The sequence below is a fragment of the Cupriavidus numazuensis genome, assembly GCF_905397435.1.
Lineage (GTDB): Bacteria > Pseudomonadota > Gammaproteobacteria > Burkholderiales > Burkholderiaceae > Cupriavidus > Cupriavidus numazuensis.
Window position 1 is genome coordinate 26240 of sequence record NZ_CAJPVI010000029.1, and the last position, 22829, is coordinate 49068.

General features: G+C 63.7%; 17 protein-coding genes. 4 read left to right on the plus strand and 13 right to left on the minus strand.

Going from position 1 to position 22829, the window contains the following annotated elements; all coding sequences use genetic code 11:
- Positions 1–165: 165 nt before the first annotated feature.
- Positions 166–1308, plus strand: a complete 1143-nt coding sequence (locus KHO41_RS22160; RefSeq protein WP_376989540.1) for a porin — start codon at positions 166–168, stop codon at positions 1306–1308.
- A 319-nt stretch (positions 1309–1627) separates the two neighbouring features.
- Here the strand turns inward: KHO41_RS22160 and KHO41_RS22165 are convergent, their stop codons facing one another.
- The 6 genes from KHO41_RS22165 to KHO41_RS22190 all read right to left on the minus strand — a co-directional run bounded on the left by KHO41_RS22165 (position 1628) and on the right by KHO41_RS22190 (position 7750).
- Positions 1628–2521, minus strand: coding sequence for an HpcH/HpaI aldolase/citrate lyase family protein (locus KHO41_RS22165; protein WP_211955439.1), 894 nt, complete (start codon positions 2519–2521; stop codon positions 1628–1630).
- 372 nt (positions 2522–2893) lie between these two features.
- On the minus strand, positions 2894–3955 hold the full coding sequence (locus KHO41_RS22170; protein WP_211955440.1) for a porin: 1062 nt from the start codon (positions 3953–3955) through the stop codon (positions 2894–2896).
- 45 nt (positions 3956–4000) lie between these two features.
- Positions 4001–4525: a gamma carbonic anhydrase family protein gene (locus KHO41_RS22175; RefSeq protein WP_211955441.1), complete on the minus strand. Its 525-nt coding sequence runs from the start codon at positions 4523–4525 to the stop codon at positions 4001–4003.
- A gap of 32 nt (positions 4526–4557) precedes the next feature.
- Positions 4558–5547, minus strand: coding sequence for a Bug family tripartite tricarboxylate transporter substrate binding protein (locus KHO41_RS22180; RefSeq protein WP_211955442.1), 990 nt, complete (start codon positions 5545–5547; stop codon positions 4558–4560).
- 55 nt (positions 5548–5602) lie between these two features.
- The gene (locus KHO41_RS22185; RefSeq protein WP_211955443.1) at positions 5603–6784 is read right to left on the minus strand and encodes a CaiB/BaiF CoA transferase family protein; all 1182 of its coding nucleotides are present in this window, start codon (positions 6782–6784) and stop codon (positions 5603–5605) included.
- Between the two features lie 18 nt (positions 6785–6802).
- Positions 6803–7750, minus strand: a complete 948-nt coding sequence (locus tag KHO41_RS22190) for a hydroxymethylglutaryl-CoA lyase (RefSeq protein ID WP_211955444.1) — start codon at positions 7748–7750, stop codon at positions 6803–6805.
- A 206-nt stretch (positions 7751–7956) separates the two neighbouring features.
- On the opposite strand from KHO41_RS22190, the gene KHO41_RS22195 reads away from it, so the two are divergent.
- On the plus strand, positions 7957–8928 hold the full coding sequence (locus KHO41_RS22195) for a LysR family transcriptional regulator (RefSeq protein ID WP_211955445.1): 972 nt from the start codon (positions 7957–7959) through the stop codon (positions 8926–8928).
- 157 nt (positions 8929–9085) lie between these two features.
- Here the strand turns inward: KHO41_RS22195 and KHO41_RS22200 are convergent, their stop codons facing one another.
- The 5 genes from KHO41_RS22200 to KHO41_RS22220 form a co-directional block, all read right to left on the minus strand.
- Positions 9086–10564 carry an aldehyde dehydrogenase gene (locus tag KHO41_RS22200; RefSeq protein WP_211955446.1) on the minus strand — a complete coding sequence of 493 codons (1479 nt, stop codon included), beginning with the start codon at positions 10562–10564 and terminating at the stop codon, positions 9086–9088.
- Between the two features lie 25 nt (positions 10565–10589).
- Entirely contained in the window at positions 10590–12212 is a 1623-nt protein-coding gene (locus KHO41_RS22205; protein WP_211955509.1) for a GMC family oxidoreductase, read from the minus strand.
- Positions 12212–13519, minus strand: coding sequence for an MFS transporter (locus KHO41_RS22210; protein ID WP_211955447.1), 1308 nt, complete (start codon positions 13517–13519; stop codon positions 12212–12214). Before KHO41_RS22210 ends, KHO41_RS22205 begins: the two co-directional genes overlap by 1 nt.
- Positions 13520–13873: 354 nt before the next feature.
- Positions 13874–14446: a flavin reductase family protein gene (locus KHO41_RS22215; RefSeq protein ID WP_211955448.1), complete on the minus strand. Its 573-nt coding sequence runs from the start codon at positions 14444–14446 to the stop codon at positions 13874–13876.
- 93 nt (positions 14447–14539) lie between these two features.
- Positions 14540–15415 (minus strand): IclR family transcriptional regulator, encoded by an 876-nt coding sequence (locus KHO41_RS22220; protein WP_211955449.1) that lies wholly within the window; start codon positions 15413–15415, stop codon positions 14540–14542.
- Positions 15416–15902: 487 nt separating this feature from the next.
- Here KHO41_RS22220 and KHO41_RS22225 point away from each other — a divergent pair, with 487 nt between their 5' ends.
- Entirely contained in the window at positions 15903–16184 is a 282-nt protein-coding gene (locus tag KHO41_RS22225; RefSeq protein WP_211955450.1) for a hypothetical protein, read from the plus strand.
- An 81-nt stretch (positions 16185–16265) separates the two neighbouring features.
- Here KHO41_RS22225 and KHO41_RS22230 read toward each other — a convergent pair whose 3' ends face one another.
- Positions 16266–17207: a hypothetical protein gene (locus KHO41_RS22230; protein ID WP_211955451.1), complete on the minus strand. Its 942-nt coding sequence runs from the start codon at positions 17205–17207 to the stop codon at positions 16266–16268.
- A gap of 376 nt (positions 17208–17583) precedes the next feature.
- On the opposite strand from KHO41_RS22230, the gene KHO41_RS22235 reads away from it, so the two are divergent.
- Positions 17584–21591, plus strand: a complete 4008-nt coding sequence (locus tag KHO41_RS22235; RefSeq protein ID WP_244873960.1) for an AAA family ATPase — start codon at positions 17584–17586, stop codon at positions 21589–21591.
- A gap of 108 nt (positions 21592–21699) precedes the next feature.
- On the opposite strand, the gene KHO41_RS22240 is transcribed toward KHO41_RS22235, so the two are convergent.
- The gene (locus tag KHO41_RS22240) at positions 21700–22797 is read right to left on the minus strand and encodes a Leu/Phe/Val dehydrogenase (protein ID WP_211955452.1); all 1098 of its coding nucleotides are present in this window, start codon (positions 22795–22797) and stop codon (positions 21700–21702) included.
- Between the last annotated feature and the right edge of the window lie 32 nt (positions 22798–22829).

Genomic DNA, 22829 nt, shown 5'->3' on the forward strand with positions numbered 1-22829 from the left:
CGGAACACATGCGCGGTCTCCGTTGACGGCCATTGCATCGGCAATCCAGCATCCGCCGTGCACGCGCGTCGGAATGCGAATGCGCCTGACAAATCGTGAAACACGAACCTCGACCATCAAGACGCTGGCGAGGCAACTATCCCAATGACAAGCAGGAGGAGACACATGAAGTTGACCAACAAGGGCTGCAATCGCATGAAATGGCTTGCCGCAGTTCCGGCCCTGCTGGTTGGTGGCCTGAGCCAGGCCCAGACCAGTGTCACCGTGTACGGCGTCATCGACACGAACATCGAGTACGTGAACAATATGTCTGCGGTCGTGCCCAGCGCGGCGAACGGCTTCGCCGTCGGTCCGGGCAAGAACGTGGTGCGCATGTTGAGCGGTGGCTTGTCCGGCTCGCGTTGGGGCTTGCGCGGCACGGAAGACCTTGGCGGCGGCCTGAAAGCCGTATTCGCGCTGGAAAGCGGGTTCGGCTCCGACGATGGCAAGATGCAGCAAGGCGGCCGTCTGTTCGGTCGCCAGGCCTTTGTGGGACTGGACCACGCCAGCTTCGGCAAGGTGACATTCGGGCGCCAGTACACCAGCCTGTTTGACGGCCTGACGAACTTCTCGCCCACCGGCTTCTCGCTGCAGTACGAACCGCTCATCCTGGAAACCGGCGTGAACTTCCGCTCCGACAACGTAGCGAAGTACACCGGCCAGTTCGGCCCGGTTACCGCCATTGCGCACTGGACCTTCGGCAATGGCGCAGCCGGCGCCGGCGAAGTACCTGGCCAGTTCCGCCGGGACAGCGGCTATGGCGCCTCGCTGGCGTACCTCGGCGGTCCGTTCGGCGTGTCGGTCAACTACGACCAGTACAACCCGACGCTCACCGCGGCCGGTGGCACGGGTACGGTCAAGAAGGCAGCGGTGGCCGCGAGCTACGCACTGGGTGGTGTCGGGAAGATCGTTGGCGGCTACCGCTGGGGCCGAAGCACCAGCGCGACCGACGCGACCATCCTGCGCGACAACTTCTACTGGATCGGCGGCAACTACCAGGCCACATCGGCGCTGCTGTTGACGCTCGCGTACTACTATGACGACGCCAAGGAGTTCCTCGGCAACAACATCAAGAACCCGTGGCAGGTTTCGTTCATTGCCGACTACAGCCTGTCGAAGCGCACCGACCTGTACCTGACCACTGCCTATTCGAAGAATGCCGGGTTGAACTTCGACTCGTCGGCCATCAGCTTCGCCAACGGCTACTTCCTGGGCAGCGACAAGAACAATATGTTCGGTGTGGCGCTGGGCATCCGGCACAAGTTCTGAGAAGCGAGATGCGAAAGTAGAAGTCGGCGCTTGGCGCCGACTTCAGATTGCTGACAAAGCTGGCGCACCAGATTGTTCGCTCCCCTCTCCCGCTTGCGGGAGAGGGGTTGGGGGGAGAGGGCAGGCGCATGGCAAGCACCATGACGCCTCACTTCGTGGCAACTCCTGCCCTCTCCCCCGCCCCTCTCCCATAAATGCGAGAGGGGAGACAACATTCGCTCCTTCTGACTCTGTCAGCAACCTCAAGTCGGCGCTTGGCGCCGACTTTCGGCTCGGTCGAGCGGCTGCAAGGCGCCGCACCGATATCTGCATGGCCCGATCAGTCCTCGCCTTCCACCTGGCAAAGAATCCGATGCGCCAGTCGCAAGTGGGGACGGTCGATCATGGTCTTGCCCAGCTTCACCACGCCCGAGGCGCCTACCTTTGAAAATGCCTCGACCACCTCTCTTGCCCAGCGAATCTCTTCCATCTGCGGCATGAAGGCTTGGTTGATGGCTTCGATATGGGAGGGATGGGCAGCAGCCTTGGCAGTAAAGCCGTCGCGCTTTGCCTGCGCCGCCTCGTGGCCGATCTCGGCGTCGTCGGACAGATTCGTGCTGACCGCGTCGATGGCGTCGATACCAGCTTGCGCGGCTGCCATCAGGCACATCGTACGTGCCACGGAAAACGGCGCGGTGAGTTCCCGTCCCTGGTGCGACGAGCGAGCCCCGAGGTCGGCCGCGAGATCGTCCACGCCCCACATCAAGGCGCGCAGACGCATCGGGGCATTTCGATAGGAAGACAGGCCGAACACCCCTTCCGACGACTCGGTGGCCATGGCAACAATGCCAGTCTCCCACGCGCTGTCGAGCAACACACACTCGAGCGCCGCCAGGAAATCGCACAGGCGATGAACATCGGCCACGCCCCTGCACTTTGGAAGCACGATGGCATCGGGCCGGTGCGGCACCACAGCGGCCAGGTCCTGAAGAATATGTCCCGACGCCAGGCCGTTGACTCGCACCATCACCGCTGCGTCCATGCCTTGACGGTTCTCCCCAAGAAAAGCCGCCAGCTTGCGGCGAGCCTCTTCCTTGCCATGCTCGGGAACAGCATCTTCAAGGTCAAAGACCAGCGCATCGGCTCCCGTCTTAAGTGACGCCGCGAGTTTCCTGTCGCTGTCCGCGGGAACGAATAGCAGGGAACGTAGACGTTGTGACATGTTGGCGTGCATGGTCGCTTGCTCCTGGGAAATTGCTGCAGCTATCGCTGAGCCGGGGCACGTGACGAATAGCGTGCTGTGTCCCACGATGCCAGCAATCTCCGCGCACGACAAACTGCCATTCCCGAAAGGGCCATTCGCCAAATACGAACGGCTTGCCCTGCCGGGCGCAAGGCGGCGATGGAGGTGTACCGTCCGCCAGATTCAGAACTGGATTCAAGGGACATGTCCTCGATGGATACGGTGCGGCCGGAGAGGCGCTGGATGGGCATGGGAGGAAAGGACAACATCGCTGAGATTCCTGGCATCACGATGTGAAGGACGCTGCCTGCCCCGTCTCCGCCCTGCGGCATGGGCAAAGAACGGGACAGAAGAGCCGCTTCTTCAGAAGATATGCTTGATGCCTGCCACGACACCCGTTTGGTTGACACCGGAGGCGACCGTTCCTCCGTTCACCACCCCAAGGCGCGACGCGCCCTTGTTGTCCATGAAGGAAGCGTTCAGATAGAGATCCGTGCGCTTGGACAGGCTGTAAGCTGCGGCCAGGGCATAGCTCATCGCATCATTCGGAGAATCGCGTACATCGGTGCGATATACACCGGCACGCAGCACAAAGGCCTGCGTGAAGTTGTAGGAGCCGCCGAGCCAGTACAGGTGCGCGCGCAGCGACGGCGCGGTGATGGTGCCCTGGAGGAACCGGTATCCGACCGTGGCTGTGAACGGGCCGGAGGTCCACAACAGGCCTGTCGCGTAGCGTCGCTCGATATTGGGCGCGCTGGCGGCAGTGGTGCCACGGCGCTGATCGTAGTCCAGCACCATGCCGAGATTGCCAACTGTGTAAGAGACTCCCGCTCCGATCTCCTGGCCAATGCGCGGATTGCCGGGAACCTCGCCGCCATTGGCAATCGTCGCGTCATAGCCGGCGCTGTACAGGCCGATGACGGTCAGGTTGCCAAAATTGCCGGTGTACTTGATCGCATTGTCCGCACGGTTCGCAAACTGGGCGTCCTGCGCGAGCAGGCCGTAGCTGGTATAGCGCACAGGATCGAACGGTACGAACATCTCGTACAACGTATTGATCTGCCGGCCAAGCGTCACCTGGCCCCACTTTCCCTGCAGACCCACGTAGGCCTGCCGCCCAAAAAGCCGGCCGCCCTGGCCAGAAGTCCCAGTATCGCTGTTGAAGCCACTTTCCAGCACGAATATCGCTGTCAGGCCGCCACCAAGATCCTCGCGCCCTCGCAAGCCCCAGCGCGAGCCCGTGACGTTACCGGACGACATACGATATTGAGCGCCCGACCCGTCGGAGCCCGCGTGGCTCAGGTATTCGATACCCGTGTCGACCAGTCCGTAGAGCGTCACCCCCGACGCCACCTGCGCGTACGCACCGCCCGACATCAGCACCGCGACGGCTGCCGCCATGGCGGCCACATATTTCAACTTCATTCCTCCTCCTTGCGGTGCGCCCCTCCGGACGGCCACCTCGTTGTCTCAGCCAATTCTGGTCAGAGTCTTTTTGTAGAGTCCGGCTCGCCGGACGTAGTCCTCTGCATTGGCGCGCAGATTGGCCACTTCCTCTTCCGTCAGCTCGCGCACAACCTTCGCCGGCGTGCCGATGATCAGCGAGCGCGGCGGGAAGACCTTCCCTTCGGTGACCAGCGCGCCGGCCCCCACCAGTGACTCCGCGCCAATCCTGGCCTTGTTCAGGATGACGGCCTGGATGCCAACCAGTGCGCCGTCGCCCACAGTGCAGCCATGCAGCATGGCCTGGTGGCCCACACTTACGCCCTTGCCGATATCGAGAGGAATGCCGGGGTCGGAGTGAAGCACAGCACCTTCCTGGATATTGCTGCCTTCGCCAACGCGGACAGGCTCGTTATCCGCGCGGATGACTACCCCGGGCCACACGCTGACGTCGGCAGCCAGTTCCGCACGACCAATGACGGTGGCCTCTGCGGCCACGAAAGCGGACTCGGCAACGGCAGGCGACAGTTCGCCCAGCTTGTACAGGGACATGGTTATATTCGCTAAGAATGAATGAGGACGGATTATTCGAGGCTCACATTTGCCTTCTTCACAAGCCCCGCGTAGCGGTCGGCCTCGGCGCGGAAGTACTTCGCCGCTTCCTCCGGCGTGCCCGGCTTCACGGTAGTCGCCTGCCGCTTCATCGCGTCGATCACTTCGGGACTCGTGAAAGCGATGGCGAACGCATCGTGCACGCGCTTGACGTCGGCCGGCTTCATGCCGGCGGGGCCAATCAACGCGAACCAGCCTTCAACGTTGTAGCGCGGCAGGCCCTGCTCTGCGATGGTCGGAATATCAGGCGCGGCGGGCGAGCGGGCGTCGCCGCACAGGCCGATGGCGCGCAACTGTCCCGACTTCAGGTACGGCAGCGCTGCATTCAGCGCGACCACTCCCAAGTCGACCTGGCCGCCGAGCAGGTCGGTAATCATCGGGCCGGTGCCTTTGTACGGCACGTGGTGCGCCTTGACGCCCGCCTCGCTCAGGAACATCTCTCCGGCGAGATGGATGATGGTGCCGTTGCCCGACGACGCCAAGTTGTAGGCGTCGGGCTTGGCTTTCATCAGCGCCACGAGCTCCTTGACGTTCTTCGCCAGCACCTTCGGGCTGACTACCAGCACCAGCGGCGTGGCGCCAATGACGCTGATGGGCGTGACGTCCTTGATGGCGTCGAACGGCATCGACTTGAAGACACTCGGGTTGATCACGTGGTTATTGGACACGAGCCCGAGCGTAGTGCCATCGGGCGCGGCCTTGACCACTGCTGCGGCGCCGGTGATGCCACCCGCACCGGGCAGGTTCTCGATCACAACGGGCTGGCCGAGCGCCTTGCCGAGCGCGGGGCCGGCGGCACGTGCAATGGTATCCACGCCGGAGCCTGCGCTGATCGGTAGTATCAGCCGTACCGGCTTGGCGCTCTGGGCGACGGCGGGCATGCCGCTGAGGCTCGCCGTTGCGGTGGCCGCGATGATGAGCCGCAGAACGGCACGCCGGACGGGGTGAGGGGTGCTGTACATCCTTGTCTCCTTCTTGCTGTCTGTCGTTATATGTCTGCTATGCAATGTCCGGTTGTCAGTTCCGGTGCGCTGCCGGCCGCATGGCGCCCAGGATCTCGGCGTTGTGCTCGCCGGGCTTCGGCAGCGGCCGTCGCACGCCAGGGCGCCGGCCGCCCATCGTCAGCGGCAGCAGTACGGTCGGCGCGAGCGAGCCGTCGTCCACCTGCATCGGCACCAGACCGCCGCTCGCCTGCAAGTGCGGATCGTCGAGCAGTTGATCGGGTCGCACGATGGGCGCGTAGGGAATTCCGGCAGCCTCGAGCCTGGCTGACAGCGCCGCAACGTCGTGGTGCAGCAGAATCGCGCCCAGTTCCTCCAGCAGCGTCGGGCGCACGGCGACGCGAGAGGCGTTGTCCGCGTACTCGGGCCGGGCCGCCATGGCGGGGTGGCCGAGGACATGGCACAGCGTGACGAACTGCTTGTCGCTTACCGCACCAATGAACAACTGCTCGCCCGCGGCCAGCGTGAATACGTCGTAAACGCTCCACGCCGACACGCGCGACGGCATGGGCGGTGGCACCTCGCCCGTCATGTCGAATTGCTGCATGTGCTGCGAGGAGAGGAATACGCAGTTCTCGAACAACGCGCTCTGGATCTCCTGGCCCTTGCCCGTGGCGTCGCGCTCGCGCAGTGCGGCCAGCACGCCGATGGCGCCGAACATGCCGCCCATGATGTCGTTGACCGACGTACCGGCGCGCAGCGGCCGTCCCTTCGGGCCGGTCATGTACGACAGGCCGCCCATCATCTGCACGACCTCGTCGAGCGCGAGGCGCTTCTCGTAGGGGCCGGGGAGGAAGCCCTTGTGCGAGACGTAGATCAGATGCGGGTACTTTGCAGACAGCGTTTCGTAGTCGAGGCCCAGCTTCTGCATCAAGCCGGGACGGAAGTTCTCCAGCAGCACGTCGCACTGGCCAGCAAGTTCCGCGGCGGCCGCGCGGCCGTCTTCGGTGGTGATGTCGAGCACCACGCTTTTCTTGTTGCGGTTGAAGGCGCGGAAGAAGCCGATGCCAAGGCCGGGAAGATTGCGCGTCTTGTCGCCGCCCGGCGGCTCGACTTTGATGACTTCGGCGCCGAGGTCGGCCAGGATCATGCCGCACGTCGGACCCATGACCATGTGCGTGAATTCGACCACGCGTATGCCGGAAAGCGGCAAGTGCTGGCTGTCGGGTTGAGCGGCGGGGTTCAGGGGGTCGTGCATGGTGTCGTTCTCTTTCATTCAGGCAGTGGCATGGCCGGACGCGGCCGCGTAGGTCTTCGGCAAGCCGGCGCGCCACAGGGTGCCGTGCAGCGTCTCGCTGGCCAGCCAGCCGCTCACCTGCTCCCGCAGGGCAAGCAGGCGGGTGATGTCGATACCGGTGTCGACGCCCATGCTGCCTAGCATGTAGGCGAGGTCCTCGCTCGCCACGTTGCCGCTCGCGCCCGGCGCATGCGGACAACCACCGATGCCGGCCAGGCAGGCGTCGAAGCGGGTGACGCCGGCCTGCAACGCGGCGAAGACATTGGCAAGGCCGAGGCCGCGCGTGTCGTGGAAATGACCGCACCAGAAACGGTCGCCGGCGATGGCCATGGCGCGGGTGAACAGGTCGGCCACCAGGCCCGGGTCGGCGTAGCCCACCGTATCGGCCAGACTGACCCGATCGGCGCCAGCGTCGAGCAGCGCCTGCATCAGGCGCAGCACCTCGTCCGGCTCGACGCGTCCTTGCAGCGTGCATCCGAACGCCGTACCCACACCGCCTTCGATCAGAGTCTTCGATCCTGCTGCGTCGCGGGCGGCGCGGATGCGCGCCACCTCGGCCACCACTTCTTCCGGTGTCTTGCGCAGGTTGGCCACGCTGTGGGCGTGGCTGGCGGAAAGCGGGACGATCATCAGGTCGGCACCACTGGCGATCGCGCCTTCCGCACCGCGCAGGTTTGGCACGAGCACCGAGGCAAACAGCCCCGGAAGCTCCCTGGCAAAGGCCACGAGTTCAGCTGTGTCGGCCAGTTGCGGCAGCAGGCGTGCGGGGACGAAGGAACCGACCTCGATTTCGCGCTGGCCGGCCGCATAGGCTGCGCGGATCCATGCCTTCTTCTGCTCGGTGGGAAGGATGGTCTGGATGCTTTGCAGACCGTCGCGGAGGCCAACCTCTCGGATCACGGCGCTACAGGGGTATCTGGCTGTCATGACAAGGGATAACCGGGGGAATGTGTGAACGGGGTTCGCGCAAGTCGCGCGCTGTGGAATAACTTTATGGCGTTCCTACATCTGGCACCAGCGATCATTCGTGCACGTCATCGTTCCAAACTGGAAATCCTCACAGCATTCCGAAGCACGATGCGTGCGGGCACGAAAGGCCGTAAGATTCCGTGCAGGAAAACCTGCGCCCCCTCATGCGAGATCTCGACCTGACCACCCTCCGCCTGTTCGCTGCCGTTTGCGAAACGCAGAACATGGCCCGCGCCGGCGAACAGGAGAACATCGTCGCGTCGGCGATCAGCAAGCGCCTCGCCCAGCTCGAGGAAACGGTCGGCGCGACGCTGCTTGAGCGCCGCCGTCGTGGCGTCATCCCGACACCGGCCGGGGAAATCGTGCTGGCCCACGCGCGGGCCATGCTGGCGGCCGCCGACCGCGTCGCACGCGACATGGCAGACTATGGGTCCGGTATCCGGGGTCAGGTCCGCCTGCTGGCCACTGTGTCGTCGATGGCCGAATCGCTGGCGGATGACGTAGCGGCCTTCCTGCAGGCGCCGGAGCACCGCGACGTGGGCGTCAGTATCGAGGAAGGACTAAGCACGGAGATCGTGCGCTCGCTGCGCGAGGGTTCGGCACCGCTCGGCATCTGCTGGGACGCAGCCGACCTGGAAGGCTTCGAAACACGCCCTTATCGGAGCGATCACCTCGCCGCGGTGGTCCATGCGTCGCACGCACTGGCCGACGAGGCGACGTGTGACTTTGAGGAGACGCTTGCCTTCGCGCATGTCGGCATGCCCGCGCAGACGGCGGTGCAGACCATGCTGGTGCGCCATGCCGCCATCCTGAACCGCAAGATCGTCCACCGCGCGGTCGTCTCCACATTCGATGCGGCGCTACGCTGCGTGCGGGCCAATCTGGGTATTGCCATCCTGCCGGCGGAAATCGCCCGGCCCATCGCCACAGCGCTGGACGTCCGGGTCATTCCATTGCGCGACCCCTGGGCGCGACGGCGATTTGCCATTTGCTTCCGCAAGTTTTCCCTGCTGTCTCCCGCGGCGCAATTGCTGGTTGCCCATCTGGAAAGAACGGCGGCCGCCGAGCCCGCGAAGGACGCCGTGCCCTCGGTGGCGAAGCAGCGTGGAAGCGTAAAGAAGCGGCCGCGCCTGTAACAGAAGCAAAGCCCGCACTTGGATGAGCTGGGCTTTGCGATGCTCAAGGTCAGGGCAAACGAACGCCCCGATGTCAGGACCGTCGCCGTGCCGGGTTACAACAAGAGCGAAGCCGCGGCCAGCACGATTCTTGCGCGAAGCTGGCCTTCGCTCCGGGTCAGCCAGCCGGCGTGTCGAGAACAACGGTCTTGGATTCGAGAAACGCCTCGAGCCCTTCCACACCGCCTTCCCGTCCAATGCCCGATTGCCCGAAGCCGCCAAAGCCGATCGAGAAATCGGTACGCGAGGCGTTGTGCCCCACGCTGCCAGCGCGCAGTCGCCGCGCGACGGCCAGCGCGCGTTGCGTATCGCCGGTGAACACCACGGCGTTCAGACCGAAGATGGAGTCGTTGGCCAGTGCGATGGCGTGGTCGTCGTTGTCGGCGGCGATCACGGACAGCACCGGGCCGAAGATTTCCTCGCGCGCAATCGTCGAACGATTGTCCACGTTGCCGAAGACGGTCGGCTCGAAAAAGAAGCCACGCTTCAGGTGCTGCGGACGCTGGCCACCGGCGGCCAGCGTCGCGCCGTCTTCGACGCCCCTGGCCACGTAGCGCTCCACCGTCTCGCGCTGTCGCGCGGTGGCGAGCGGTCCCATCGTGGTGCCGTCGTCAAACGGGTCGCCGATCACCATGGAGCGCGCGGTCTCGCTCAGCGCTTCGACCATCGCATCGTGCCTGGCGCGCGGCACGATGATGCGGGTCAGGCTGTGGCAGACCTGCCCGGTCAGGTAGCCGAAGTAGGAAGCGCCAATGGTTCTGGCGGCGGTGTCGATGTCGTAGTCGTCCAGCACGAGTGCCGGGGATTTTCCGCCGAGTTCCAGCGTCACGCGCGCCACCCGCTCCGCCGCCGCCGCGCCGATATTGCGGCCCGCAACCGTGGAGCCGGTGAAGGTGATCTTGTCCACGCCCGGATGGCGCACCATGGCTTCCGAGACATCGCGGTCCGCCGTCACGACATTGACCACGCCCGGCGGCAGGCCGACTTCTTCACAGATCTGCGCGAACAGGTACGCGGAGGTCGGCGCTTCCGGCGACGGCTTGATGACGACCGTGCACCCCGCCAGCAGCGCTGGTGCCACCTTGTACGCGGTCAGCGCCGCCGGACCGTTCCACGGAACGATGGCCAGCACGACGCCAACCGGCTCCTTTACGCTGAATGCCTCATGCCCGCTGGCGGACCGCTGCGGCTGCACGAAGGCATAGGTCTGCGCCATGTCGGCATACTGCCGAAACGCACCGCCGAGGAATTGCCCGATGCGCGGCCTGGCAAGCTTGTTGAGGATGCCGGATTCGATGGTCCAGCCGTGTGCGAAGTCATCGTTCAACGCCTCCAGGCGTTGCGCAATGTCTTTCAGATAGACAGCACGTTCATGCGGCTGCATTTGCGGCCAGGGACCACTATCAAAGGCACGGCGCGCGGCCGCAATTGCGCGCTCGGCGTCCGCAGCGTTCGCCTTCGCGACATGCGCAGCCACGGCTTCCGTGCTGCAATCGAGCACGGCGAACCTGTCGCCGGTCGTGGACCGTACCCATTGGCCGTCGATGTAGAAACAGTCCGGATGCTTCAGCGGAATAGCGCGTTCGGCAGGGGTCATGAAACTTCTCTCCATGGTTTCTGATTCAGGATGCGACGACGCGAGCGGGTGTCGCATCGGCCCGGATCATGTCGGCACCCTTCTCGCCGATCATGATGCAAGGTGCATTGGTGTTGCCCGCGACGATCTTCGGCATGATCGACGCGTCGATGACGCGCAGGCGCCGCATGCCGCGCAGGCACAGGCGTGCGTCCACGACTGACATCGGATCATTTCCCATCCTGCACGTGCCCACCTGATGCCAGCCACTATTGCCGTTGGCCTTGAGGTGGTCCAGCAGCTGGTCGTCGGTCACCGTGTCAGGGCCAGGCGCCATCTCGTCGACGATGCGCGATGCCAGCGGCTGCGTCTGCGCGATCTGGCGCAGCATGCGCATGCCCGCCAGCGAACGGCGGATGTCGCCGGGCTCGCTCAGGTAGTTGGGATGGAAGGCTGGAGCTTGCAACGGATCGGCCGACAGCATTTCCATATGTCCGCGCGAATCCGGCGTGAGCAGCACCATCGAACCGCCGATGGCAGGGAAGCCGTCGACCACGGGCTCGCCCGAAGGCGCGAATCTGAACGTCATGGGGCTGACCGTGAGTTGCAGGTCTGCTTCCGGACGCCCCGGCTCACTGCGTGCATACGCCGTCACCGGCGATGCGCCGAGCGCAAGGTAGCCGCCATGCGTCAGCAGATAGCGCATGCCTTCCACGTACTTCTGCGCGCCGCGCAGCCGGTGGTTGTAGGAGCTTCCGGCCGTCGCGCGCCATGAGAAGCTGCCGAACCAGTGGTCTTGCAGGTTGCGCCCTACGCCCGGCGACTCGACGGCCGGAACGATGCCATGCCGATGCAGGCTCGCGCCGTCGCCAATGCCCGACAGCATCAGCAAGTGCGGCGAGGCCAGCGCGCCACCGCACAGGATGACTTCCCGCACGGCAGCGATGCGGCGCCGCTGGCCTTGCGCTTGCACCTCGACGCCGGTGGCCTCGCCATCTTCCAACAGCACGCGCGTCACCCGCATGCCGGTCCGGACGGTCAGGTTGCCACGATGGCGGACCGGCTCGATGAAGGCGTTGTATGACGTATGGCGGCGCCCGTTGCGAATCGTGTATTGCCGGTAGCCAACGCCTTCGTGCGGCGGACCGTTGAAATCCGCGCTGCGGGGAATGCCGACGCGCTGCGCGGCGGCAATGAAGTCATCCGCCGTCGGATGCCCGATAGCGGGGTCGCTGACGTGGAGCGGACCATCGCCGCCATGCCAGTCATTCGCGCCGCGCTGGTTCGACTCCGAGCGGATGAAATAAGGCAGCACATCTGCCCAACCCCAGCCCTCGTTGCCCAGCGCGGCCCAGTGATCGAAATCCGACGGCTGGCCGCGCATGTAGATCATTCCGTTGATGGCGCTGCTGCCTCCGAGGCCCTTGCCGCGCGGCCAGTACACCTTGCGGCCGCCCAGCGTCGGCACGGCCTCGGTGTTGAAGGCCCAGTTGAACCGCTTGTCCATGAACAGCTTCCCGGTGCCCGCAGGCGTGCGCACCCAGAATTTGTTCGTATCGGCGCCGGCCTCGATCAGCAGCACGCGCACCGCCGGGTCCGCCGACAGCCGGCTCGCCACCACACAGCCCGACGACCCCGCGCCCACCACGATGTAGTCATACGCCTCCATCACGCCACGCTCTCGGCCCCGGATTTGGGGATCAACGGGACGATCATTGCGGCAAGGACGGCAGGCACCAGGAACGCATAGAAATTCCAATGCATGGCAAGGTTTGCACCGATGATCCAACCGCCGATTGCCGGCCCGAGGATGGAGCCGAAGCGGCCGAGGGCCTGCGACGCGCCGAGTGCCGAGCCGCGGCAGGACGCGGGAAAGTGCGTGGCGATGTACCCATAGATCAGCGAACTGGTGCCGATGGAACCGACGCCGGCGCCAAACACCGCCAGCATCAGCCAGGCGAACTCGAGCTTCTGGCTCAGCGCGATCAGCGACAAGCCGCCGATCATGAAGAACGGAATGATCACCCGCTTCGAGCCTAGCCGGTCCGCCAGCCATGCACCACCCAGCATGCCGGCGACCGCGCCGAGTTGCATGACCAGCAGGAACTGCAGCGACGAGCCGAGGGGATAGCCCGCCTTGCGCATGAGCTGAGGCAGCCACGCATTCAGGCCGTACACGATCAGCTGCACGCAGAAGGTCACGAACGCGAACAGCAGCGCCGAGGAGCGGAATTCCGCAGACATCAGCAGCCGGTAGCCGCGCGCGCCGGCGGCCGCGCCTTGCGGGCGGCGCTGGGCCTGCTGGTCGCGCAGGATTTGCTCAATGTCGAGCGAATACCGCTCGGCGGTCCGGCGAGCCTCATCCATGCGGCCACGTTCGACCAGGAAGCTCACCGACTCGGGCAGCAGGAAGTACATGACCGGCAGGATCACCACATAGAGACCGCCCATGGCATAGAGCGTGCGCCAGCCATGCGACTGAAGCAGCGCGATGGCCACCAGCGCGCTGATAATCCCGCCGACCGAATAGCCGGTCAGCGTGAGCGCGTTATACATCTGTCGGCGGTTGCGCGGTGCGTACTCCACCGTCAGCGCCACGGCCGAAGGCACCACGCCGCCCAGGCCGATGCCGGTGACGAAGCGTGCCATGCCCAGCGCAAACGGGGAACCGGCAAGCGCGCACAATACCGAGCCGATGGAAAACCACAGCACGCCGATCATGATCAGGTTGCGGCGGCCAATACGGTCTGTCATCGGACCAGCGGCCGCCAGGCCTACCATCAGGCCCATCAATGTCCAGCTGCCGATCAGCCCTGCCGCCTGGGGCGTGAGCCCCCATCCGGGCTCTTCCAGCAGACGTGGCACCGTGGCGCCGTAGACGATCAGGTCGTAGCCGTCGGCTACCAGTGTCAGGAAGCATAGAATCACGACCGAAAGACTGCTCCTCGGCGCCAGTTTTGATGCGGATAGATGCATGTTGTCTCCTCGCTGTTTTATGTAGAAGTGCGATGGGGTGAACTGGCTGAAGCGTAGGTGACGCCACCACCGGTCCAATTGGCCTTTTCGAAAGCGGTGCTTCGGATAGGCCAAAGCGTGCTGCGGGCGCGCAGCACGCCTGCGCCGGACCGCTGTCGATCCGGCACGGAATGCGATCCTGTGAAGCCGATCAGTACCGTGAGATTGGGAGGAAATGCCTGGGGTCGTAGACGTGCGCCGGCTCGTCGCCACGCGGCCTGTCCTGCCGCAGGCGTCCCAGCGGCTCGCCTTCAGACCGCGCCTTCTCTGATGCAGTGAACCGTTGCGCAGTATTCGATGGCGTCGATCCGAGCGTCAATTCCGCTGATGGAAGATTCCGTACAGTGGTTCGTTCCGGGACCTGGATTCAGGATGCGTCAGCGGCGGCGAAGAGCCGTCCGGTTCGTGTGGCATCGTCACCAGGTACCCACCGGCGCCGAAGGCGAGCGGCCTGCGGAACGCATTGGCGAAGCGCTCGATCCTGCCGATGTAGATGACATGGTCACCGGCGGGATGGGTCGCTACCTTCTGGCATTCGAGCCATGCGGCGGCGTCAGGAAGAAGGGGCGCTCCGCGGATGCCGCTTACATAGCGCACGTCGCTGAACTTGTCGCCGCCCGAGCGCGCAAAGTGGTCCGAGATGGCGTGCTGGTCATCGGCCAGGATGTTGACCGCGAAATGATCGGTGTCACGAAACGCTGGATGGCTCCGCGAGGTAAGCGCCTGGCTCCAGAGGATCAACGGCGGATCCAGCGAGACGGAACTGAAGGAGTTGACGGTGACGCCATACCTGGCCCCAGTCTCGTCAATGGTCGTCACGACAGTCACGCCGGTGACAAAGCTGCCCAGCACACTGCGCAATGCACGAGTATCAATATCTTGTTTCACGGTAGCTATCCAAAGTACGTGCCCGGCCGGGCGGCCAAAGTTTCCGGGGTCTGGAACCCATGCAGGATGCGAGGACTGCTTTCCATCAAGCCGTCACTGGCGAATCGGCTTGCCGACATCCGCGGCACTGTTCTCGCAATTCAGCATTCGCTCTTGCAACGCCTGCGCGACATTGACGAGCCTCGGTCCCAACTCCCGCTCGATTCTTGCGCGCCCCATCTGGGCTTCGCTACCAATGCAAGCCAGTGCGAGCGGCGCGTGGTGGGTCACGCGGACCGGCACCGCAACCGACACCAGATCGGCCTTCCATTCGTTGCGCGCCGTACAGAAGCCGAGTGCACTGACTTGCGAGACGCCTTCAGCGATGCCGCGCCGCAGCGCAGGCCAGTTGCGCAACGTCTTGCGCTCAAGGTTGCCCTGCAGGTAGGCACGTTCGGCCTCAGGCAGCGTCGCCAGCAGCGCCCTGCCCATCGCGGACGCACCGATGCACCGTCGCATGCTGACTGTGCGCCGAAGATCGTATGGTGTTGAACGCGCCGCCCAGGATTCAAGCACCACCACATCGAGCCGGTCGCGTGTACCAAGCACGACGCAGGTGTCGTGAGCGTCGGCAAGTTTCTGCATTTCGGCGCAGGCGGCAACCTGAGCGGCCACATCGGCGCTGGCGGCATAGCCCAGCGCCAGCGAAGCTGCCGTCAGGCGGTAGAGACGCTGGTCGTTGTCAAAGCGGAGGTAACCCGTCTCCACAAGCGAATGCAGCAGCCGCGCCACCGTGGCGGTCGGGATTCCCGTTTCCCGCACAATGTCACGGTTACGCAGCCACCTTTGCTCGCCGCCGAATGCCGCCAGCACGGCAAGTCCACGGGCAAGCGGAACGATCATCGCGCCGCCGGGGTCGCCACGCTTGCTTACAGTCCGCCGTCGCGTGCCCGAAGTACTGCCTGGCGAGGATTCCGCGACTTCCGGCATCACTGTCTCCTTTGGCGGCGCGGCGCCTTGTATGCCTGCACAAGGATGATCGATGGGGGCAATCTGTCCAAAGCGTAAGGGCTTCGGTCCGGCAGGCCAATTGGCGTTTTTCGAAGTACCGGTTTCGTGTGATGGAATCAAGGCAACGGCAAGACCGCGGCAAAAACTGGCACAACCGGGCCCCGATCAAGACGAGCAATCGACACGCCGCAGCACGTCAATCGGGCTCGACGCGACGGATCGCAGCGCAGCGTCATTGGTCTCGGCCCGTCTTAACCCTTCCCGGCGAGCGGCGACTGCAGCACACAGGAACCAAGGAAGGCAAGCGTTACCCCACTTGGCAGCAAATGCTAAGTCAACTGTGTGCAATGCAAATCAAGCCGGTCGTTAATTCCCTATATTGCATCCGGTAAATCCGACCGGGCACGAGGCGATCGCTCGTGCCCGGCTCCCGCTTGATTGGGTCAATGAAAGGAGGAAATGATAAGTGAGTCTTCTGAGAGGGATAACGTCCGCCGCTTATATGCTGTGGGGCCAACACGCCGCCGCAAGAGCGAGAACCCTGTCGCGGGATATTCGATCATTGATGCACGAAGCAGGCACTACCCCAAACGACGTGGACGATCACCACGGCGTGAAATCGAAAATCTGGCGCAGAACGCGTCATTGCTCAGAGAAGGAGTTGCTGTTTCTCTATGCGGTCGACAAGGAGGTTGCGATGATGTGCGAACGGGTCGCGCGACAGCACCTCATGCCAGATCTGGTGTAAGCGCGTGCAGACCGCTTCCCGTGCTTGGCCGATACCCAGCGGCTACGAACAGGCACTTCGTAGCCGCCACTGACGTGTCCGCTAACTCATGATCGGCGCCATCGCGGTTTCGATTCGAGACAGTTGGCTTCCAGTGATCATGTTGCTGAGAACCTGACTGAAGCGCGGCTCCTGAACGCCGGAGATGATGTACTGCCACCTGTATGCCGCCAGCAGGCCGATGCGCACGGAATCCTTCTCGGTCATCGACAGCGAACGGCCGCAGATCATCGCAAAGTAGTCCGCGTCCGCGCTGGCCTGGGTCTGCAAGATGCCGTCCACGGCGGCGACCAGCTCGATCAGATCGTTAACGCCCGCGTCGCGTTCTTCAGGCGAAAGCTTCGCATCTTCACGCTGCCATTCGAGTTCGTCGAGAATCGCATGCTGTGATTCCTCGCGCCAGTGAAAGAGGAAGACATCCTTCCAAAGTTCAGAGGCGTTCATGTCCCCGTCGATGCTGCCTCGATAGTGCGCGAGCACGAAGAGTTCGATGTGGCAGGTCAGAGCGAGCACCGCCCACGTGGACTTCGCGAGCACAAACGACGCCACACTGTTTGCTTCAGGCAAGAACGCGTAGCCGTCCGGCATGCCTTCGGCGCACATGCGCTCAATGCGCCGAAACAGCTCCTGATGCTTGATCTCTTCATCGCTGAACCGCACGAGCGCCTCGAGCGCTGTCTGGTTGCCGAGGCGGTAGGGTCCGCTCATCTCGAGGACCTTCGCTGCGATGAAGCGTTCGACGAGTCCGAACATGTTCGCATAGGTACGACCCTGGATCTGGCTGAGCAGACGCTTTTCGTCCTGCCCAAGAAAGGAAAGAGCGTCGACCTTCGAAAGCGCATCGGGCAGAAACTTCTTCGAATAATCGAAGCTCCGGCCGCGAATCACATCGCGGTCGATATCCCAGCGGACGCGCTTGGACGCAGCGATGCACTTGGCGTAGCGATTGATGGTCGCCCCATCGACTTCGGTCATGATTTCCATTTGGCACATCTCCTTCCATATCTCACACACTCCGTGGCTGCGGTGGGCGACGACCGTCCCCCCACCCGCACGGATCAAGCGCCGGGCTGTCCGGCATCCTGCGACGGTAGTGCGCGCCTTTCGCAGCGCTTCGAAGGGGAAGTCCACGTTGGAAATGCAGCACCATCACGATTCCGACTATCGGCGCCCGACGTCATGAATCCGTGATCAGCGGTCGAGGCTGCGTAAAAACGCCGTAAAAAATTCTCATGCAGTTGGCCTCTTGCCTCTGTCCAGCCAGGCCATGAGGTCAGATTCCGATATCTGGCCAGACCGGGTCGCTCCAATCTGCGCCGTGAAAAGTGACCCATGAAATACGGCGCCGGCGCATCGACGCATGAAAGTTGCGCCGGGCGGACTAGACTCTTTGAGAGCGACGCTTCACCTCACGCACGACATGACCCGGCTCAAGATCGAAGTCCTCGGAGGCCTCCAAATCCGGCTGGCCGGGCAACATGGATCGCCGGCTTTTCCCACCAGGAAAAGCAAGGCCATCCTGGTCTACCTCGCCTTGTCGCCGGGCATGCTGCGGTCGCGAGAGCAACTGGCGAGCGTGTTCTGGGAGCGCAGCGCGGAAGAGCAGGCAAGAGCCAGCCTGCGCCAGACGCTCTCGAGCTTGCGCCGGATCCTGCCGAACGCTCCGCCACTCCTGAGCGCGGAGTCCGATGCCGTCTGGCTCGACGAGCAGTCCGTGGAAGTCGACGCGCTGCAATTCCGGCGCCTTGCCACTGACCGGTCTTCTGATGCCCTGGCAAACGCTATCGCACTCTACCGGGGTGCACTACTCGATGGCTTCGGTCTTCGCGAAGAACCATTCGAGCAGTGGATGATCCTTGAGCGCCGCTGGTTTCATGAACGTGCCGTGGACGTGTTGACCGAACTTGTCGACCTCTACGAACAATCCGGCGAGTTGGATCAAGCCATTGCTACGGCAAGCAGAGTATTGACCCTGGACCCGACCCTCGAATGGGCGCATGCAGTGCTCATGAAGCTCTATGCGAGAACGGGACGCCGCAACGCTGCAGTTCGCCAGTACCAGGAATGCGTCCGCGCCCTCAATATCGAACTCGGGATTGCCCCGGCGGAGAGCACGCAGCGGCTGGCCGCCCAGATCCAGCGGGATGCCGATGCAGATCGAGAGCCTGCAGGTTCGGCCATGGTTGTCGAGAATCTGGCCTCGCAGACAGCAAGTGCGTCGCGCACCGGCTACGAGGCAGGCAATGCAACGTTCTTGCCAGCGGAGCGCAAGCACTTGAGTGTGCTCTGCGCCCGCGTGCGCCAGCCGGTCAGCGTGACGGATCATGAAACGGCACTGGAGCGCGTCGACGCTGTGCTGAAAGCCATGTCCGACGCCGTTCAGCGATTCGGCGGCCTGGTCACCCAGGTCCGGAGCGATGGTGTGACTGCGCTGTTTGGCGCGCCTGTCGCCCGCGAAGAGCATGCGGTAGAAGCTTGCTATGCAGCGCTCGCGATGCGCGAGCGCATCTCGGAACTGATTGACCGGTCCCTGGAGGTGCGCATTGGCGTACATTCCGGCGAGGCTGTCGTTCGCACGATTGGGGAAGGCGGGTCGCAACACTATGACGCACTCGGCGCCGTCCCGCAGGTCGCGAATCAGATCGATGTCGCGCTCGCAGCGGGAGAGATCGGGGTGAGTGCCGACACCGTCCGGTGTGCCGAAGGCTTCATCCAGCTATCGGACGATCCTGCGAGACCGCTCCCTGGTGCGGCGCCTCGCATCGATATCTTCCTGTTGCGCACAAAGTCCGAGTTGCACCTGCGCTGGAACGCACGCACGGTACGCGGCCTCACGCGTTTTGTCGGTCGCGACGCAGAGATGTGTGGCTTGCGGGGGATGCTCGAGCGTGCCGGACGCGGCGCAGGCCAGGTATGCGCAATCGTCGGGGAGCCTGGCGTCGGAAAGTCCCGCCTCGTGCATGAGTTCGTCAACTCGGAACAGGCGGCCGGATGGACCATAGTCGAGACAGGCGCGACGTCGCGCGACTCGAGCGCGATCTACCTTCCGCTAGCCAATTTGCTCCGGACATGGTTCCGCATCGCGGCCCGGGACTCCCTGGCCGAGGCAGCCGGCAAGCTTCATCGCGGCGTCGAAGCGGTCGACCCCGCGCTCGCGTCGGCCTGTCCTGCATTGTCTGCCATGCTGGACTTGCCGCCGGATGATCCGCAATGGGACATGGCGAGTCCACCGCAAAAGCGCAAGCTAACGCTCGAAGCGGTTGCCTCTTTCGTGATTTGTGCGAGTGACCACCATCCATTGATCCTCGTTGTCGAGGATCTGCATTGGATCGATGAGGGCACGCAGGCGGCTCTCGATCATCTCGTCGACTTTATCGGTGCATTACGCGTCCTGCTTCTCGTGACCCATCGCCCCGAGTATCGGCACACATGGTCCGGAAAGAGCTATTTCTCCCAGATTCACGTTGACAGCCTGGACGCCGAAAGCGCGAAGGTGCTGCTGCAGACCCTCCTCGGCGACGGCAGCGAGCTTTCCACCCTCAGGCGTCGCCTGATCGAGCGTACGGGATGCACGCCGCTCTTCCTGGAGGAATCCGTTCGCGCGCTTGCAGACACGGGCGCACTGGTTGGCCGAAAAGGCGCATATCAAATGGCGCGGACGATCGACACGCCCGACATTCCATCCACGGTGCATGCGGTCCTCGCTTCGCGGATCGATCGCCTGTCCACGCAGCAGAAGTCCCTGATGCAAATGGCATCCGTGATCGGCCAGGAATTTTCCGTCGATGTGCTGCAGCCGATCGCCGATCTCGACCGGGAACGGCTACTCGATCTGCTCGCTGAACTGCAAGCGGCGGAGTTTCTTTATCAGACCCGGCTGTTGCCGCACCAGCAGTACACCTTCAAGCATGCGCTCACGCATCGCGTCGCCTATGCAAGCGTGCTCAAGGAGCGAAGGCGCTCCATGCACGTACGGCTCGTGGATGTCATCGAGCAGCTTTACGCGCAACGTCTTGACGAGCATGTCGAACGCCTCGCGCATCATGCAATTGCCGGCGAACTGTGGGACAAGGCCATCCATTACCTGTACCAGTCTGCGGGCAAGGCGCTCCAGCGGTTCGCCTACCAGCAGGCGGTTGATCACCTGATCCAGGGACTCGGGATCATCGGTACGCTACCGCCCTCACCTGCGCTGCTAAGGCAAGAGCTCGAATATCAAAAGGTTCTCGGCGTGACCATGATGGCGGCGAAGGGGTGGGCGGCGAAGGAAGTCCTCGACGCCTATACGCAAGCGAGGACGCTCTGCGAGGCGCTTGGCGACAAGGGCGAACTGTTCACCGCACTGCGGGGCGAAGGGCAGTATCGAATGATCCGTGGCGAATCGGAAATCGCCCGCGAACTTGGCAATCGTTGCGTCGCTCTGACCGCGGGTTCACATGACCACGGCATGCAGATCGAGACCCATCATCTGTTCTGGACCAACAGCTTTTTCATGGGCGAGTATGCGACGTCGGAGTTTCACAGCAGCAAAGGAATGGCGCTTTACGAGCAGGAGCGGGACCACGCGCTGACATTCAAGTACTCCGGACATGATCCCGGTGTGTGCTGCCGATGCTTCGCCGCATTGGCTGAGTGTTTGCGCGGATACCCGGACAAAGCGCTTTCGGTTTGCCACGAGGCGCTGGGACTCGCGCAAGACCTCGGTCATCCCCTGACGACCGCACTGGTGTACTGGACCTGCAGCTTCGCGCATATCCTGCGGGGCGAGCCGGAACTGGCCAGGCAGTGGGCCGTGCGAGAGATTTCAATCTGCGATGACTACATGTTGCCCCTGCTGCTGTCGCAAGGCCAATTTCAGCTTGGCTGGTCGGTGGCACAGACCGGCGACCTCGACGAAGGCATCGAGCGCATGCGGGAAGGCATTTCGGCAATCAGTGCGACCGGTGCCGAGATGGGGCGGCCCTACTTCAATGCGCTGCTTGGCGAAGCGCTGGGCCGCGCCGGCAAACCAGAGGCAGGGCTTGCAGAGATCGAACGCGCGCTCGCGACTGTCAACCAGCACGGCGGACGCTTCCAGCTATCAGAAATCTTGCGCCTGAAAGCCGAACTGCTCGCAACCGGGCGCTTTGCAAAACAAGACGAAATACTCGCGATCCTCCATGAGGCGATCGCGATTGCACAAAGGCAGGGTGCAAGTCTGCCCGCACTACGCGCGGCGCTGAGCCTTGCCCGCCAGCTGGCGGCAACCGGCGACATGCAGAATGCATACGCCGTGTTGCAGCCAGCCTGCGACAGCATCAGGGAGCGCAGTAACCTCGTCGATATAGCTGCGGCACAAAGGCTCCTCGCTGAGATAAAGCAGCGCTAGCGCGAGCCCTTGCCGGCATCTGCGAAGCTGGATAACTTCAGCGTACGGACGAAGACCAACACGAGAACCGATACGCTGCCGATACCAGCTCCGGGTCAGGACGACCGCTCAGTTCGGCGCGATGCCGTGCGACAACACCTCGTGCGCCCACTTCACCGCCGCGCGTGCAGGCGCCTGGCCCGTCGACTCTACGCGTTGCGCCAGTCCGAGCACCCGATCGCGAATACCAGCGACTTCGTCGCGAAGGGCTGAATCGTCGACGCCACCGAGGTATTCCCGCGCGCAACTTACGATGCCGCCGGCATTGATCAGGAAATCGGGTGCATAGAAAATGCCACGCTGATGCAGGGTGTCGCCCTCGGCCAGTGAGGCGAGTTGGTTGTTTGCGCCGCCGGCGATGATCTGGAAGCGGCAGCTCTCGGCCACGGCCGCGGTGATGACGGCACCCAGAGCACAGGGCGCGAATATGTCGGCATCCACTTCCGTAATGGCTTCCGGCGATACGACCCGCGCGCCAAATTGCTGTTGCGCCTGTGTCGTGCGCCCGGCATCAATATCGGCCACAGTCAGCGTGGCGCCCGCTTCATGCAGGCGGCGGCAGAGCTCCCAGCCTACCGACCCCAGACCCTGAACGGCCACAGACAGGCCGGTGAGCGACTTGCGGTCCAGGCGGTACTGCGCCGCCGCTTGAATGCCGACGAACACGCCGTAAGCCGTCCACGGCGAAGGGTTGCCACCGAACCCGCCGTCGCGCGGCATGCCGCTGACATAGCGGGTTTCGGCCTGGACGGCGCGCATGTCGTCCACCGTCGTACCCACATCTTCAGCCGTGATATAGCTGCCACGCAGCGACTCGACCATGCGACCGAACGCGCGGAAGAGTTGTTGGCGGTCCGTCTGCGCCGGCGAACGCAGGATCACCGCCTTGCCGCCGCCGAACGGAAGCCCGGCGAGGGCGTTCTTGTAGGCCATGCCCTGCGACAGGCGCAGGGCGTCGGACAGCGCCTCGGCTTCGGCTGCATAGGTCCAGTACCGGCAGCCGCCGAAGGCGGGGCCCAGTCTGGTGTTGTAGATGGCGATGATGGCCTGCAGGCCGGATTCCGGATCGGTGGCGAGCGTCACGCGCTCGTGGGACAGGCCTTCGCCGGTGCCGAACAGGCGGACGGCGGCTGCCGCGTGGGTACGGTCGTTCAACTTCTTCTCCATGACGTGGGGAATGCAAAGCTGTAGCTCTGCCT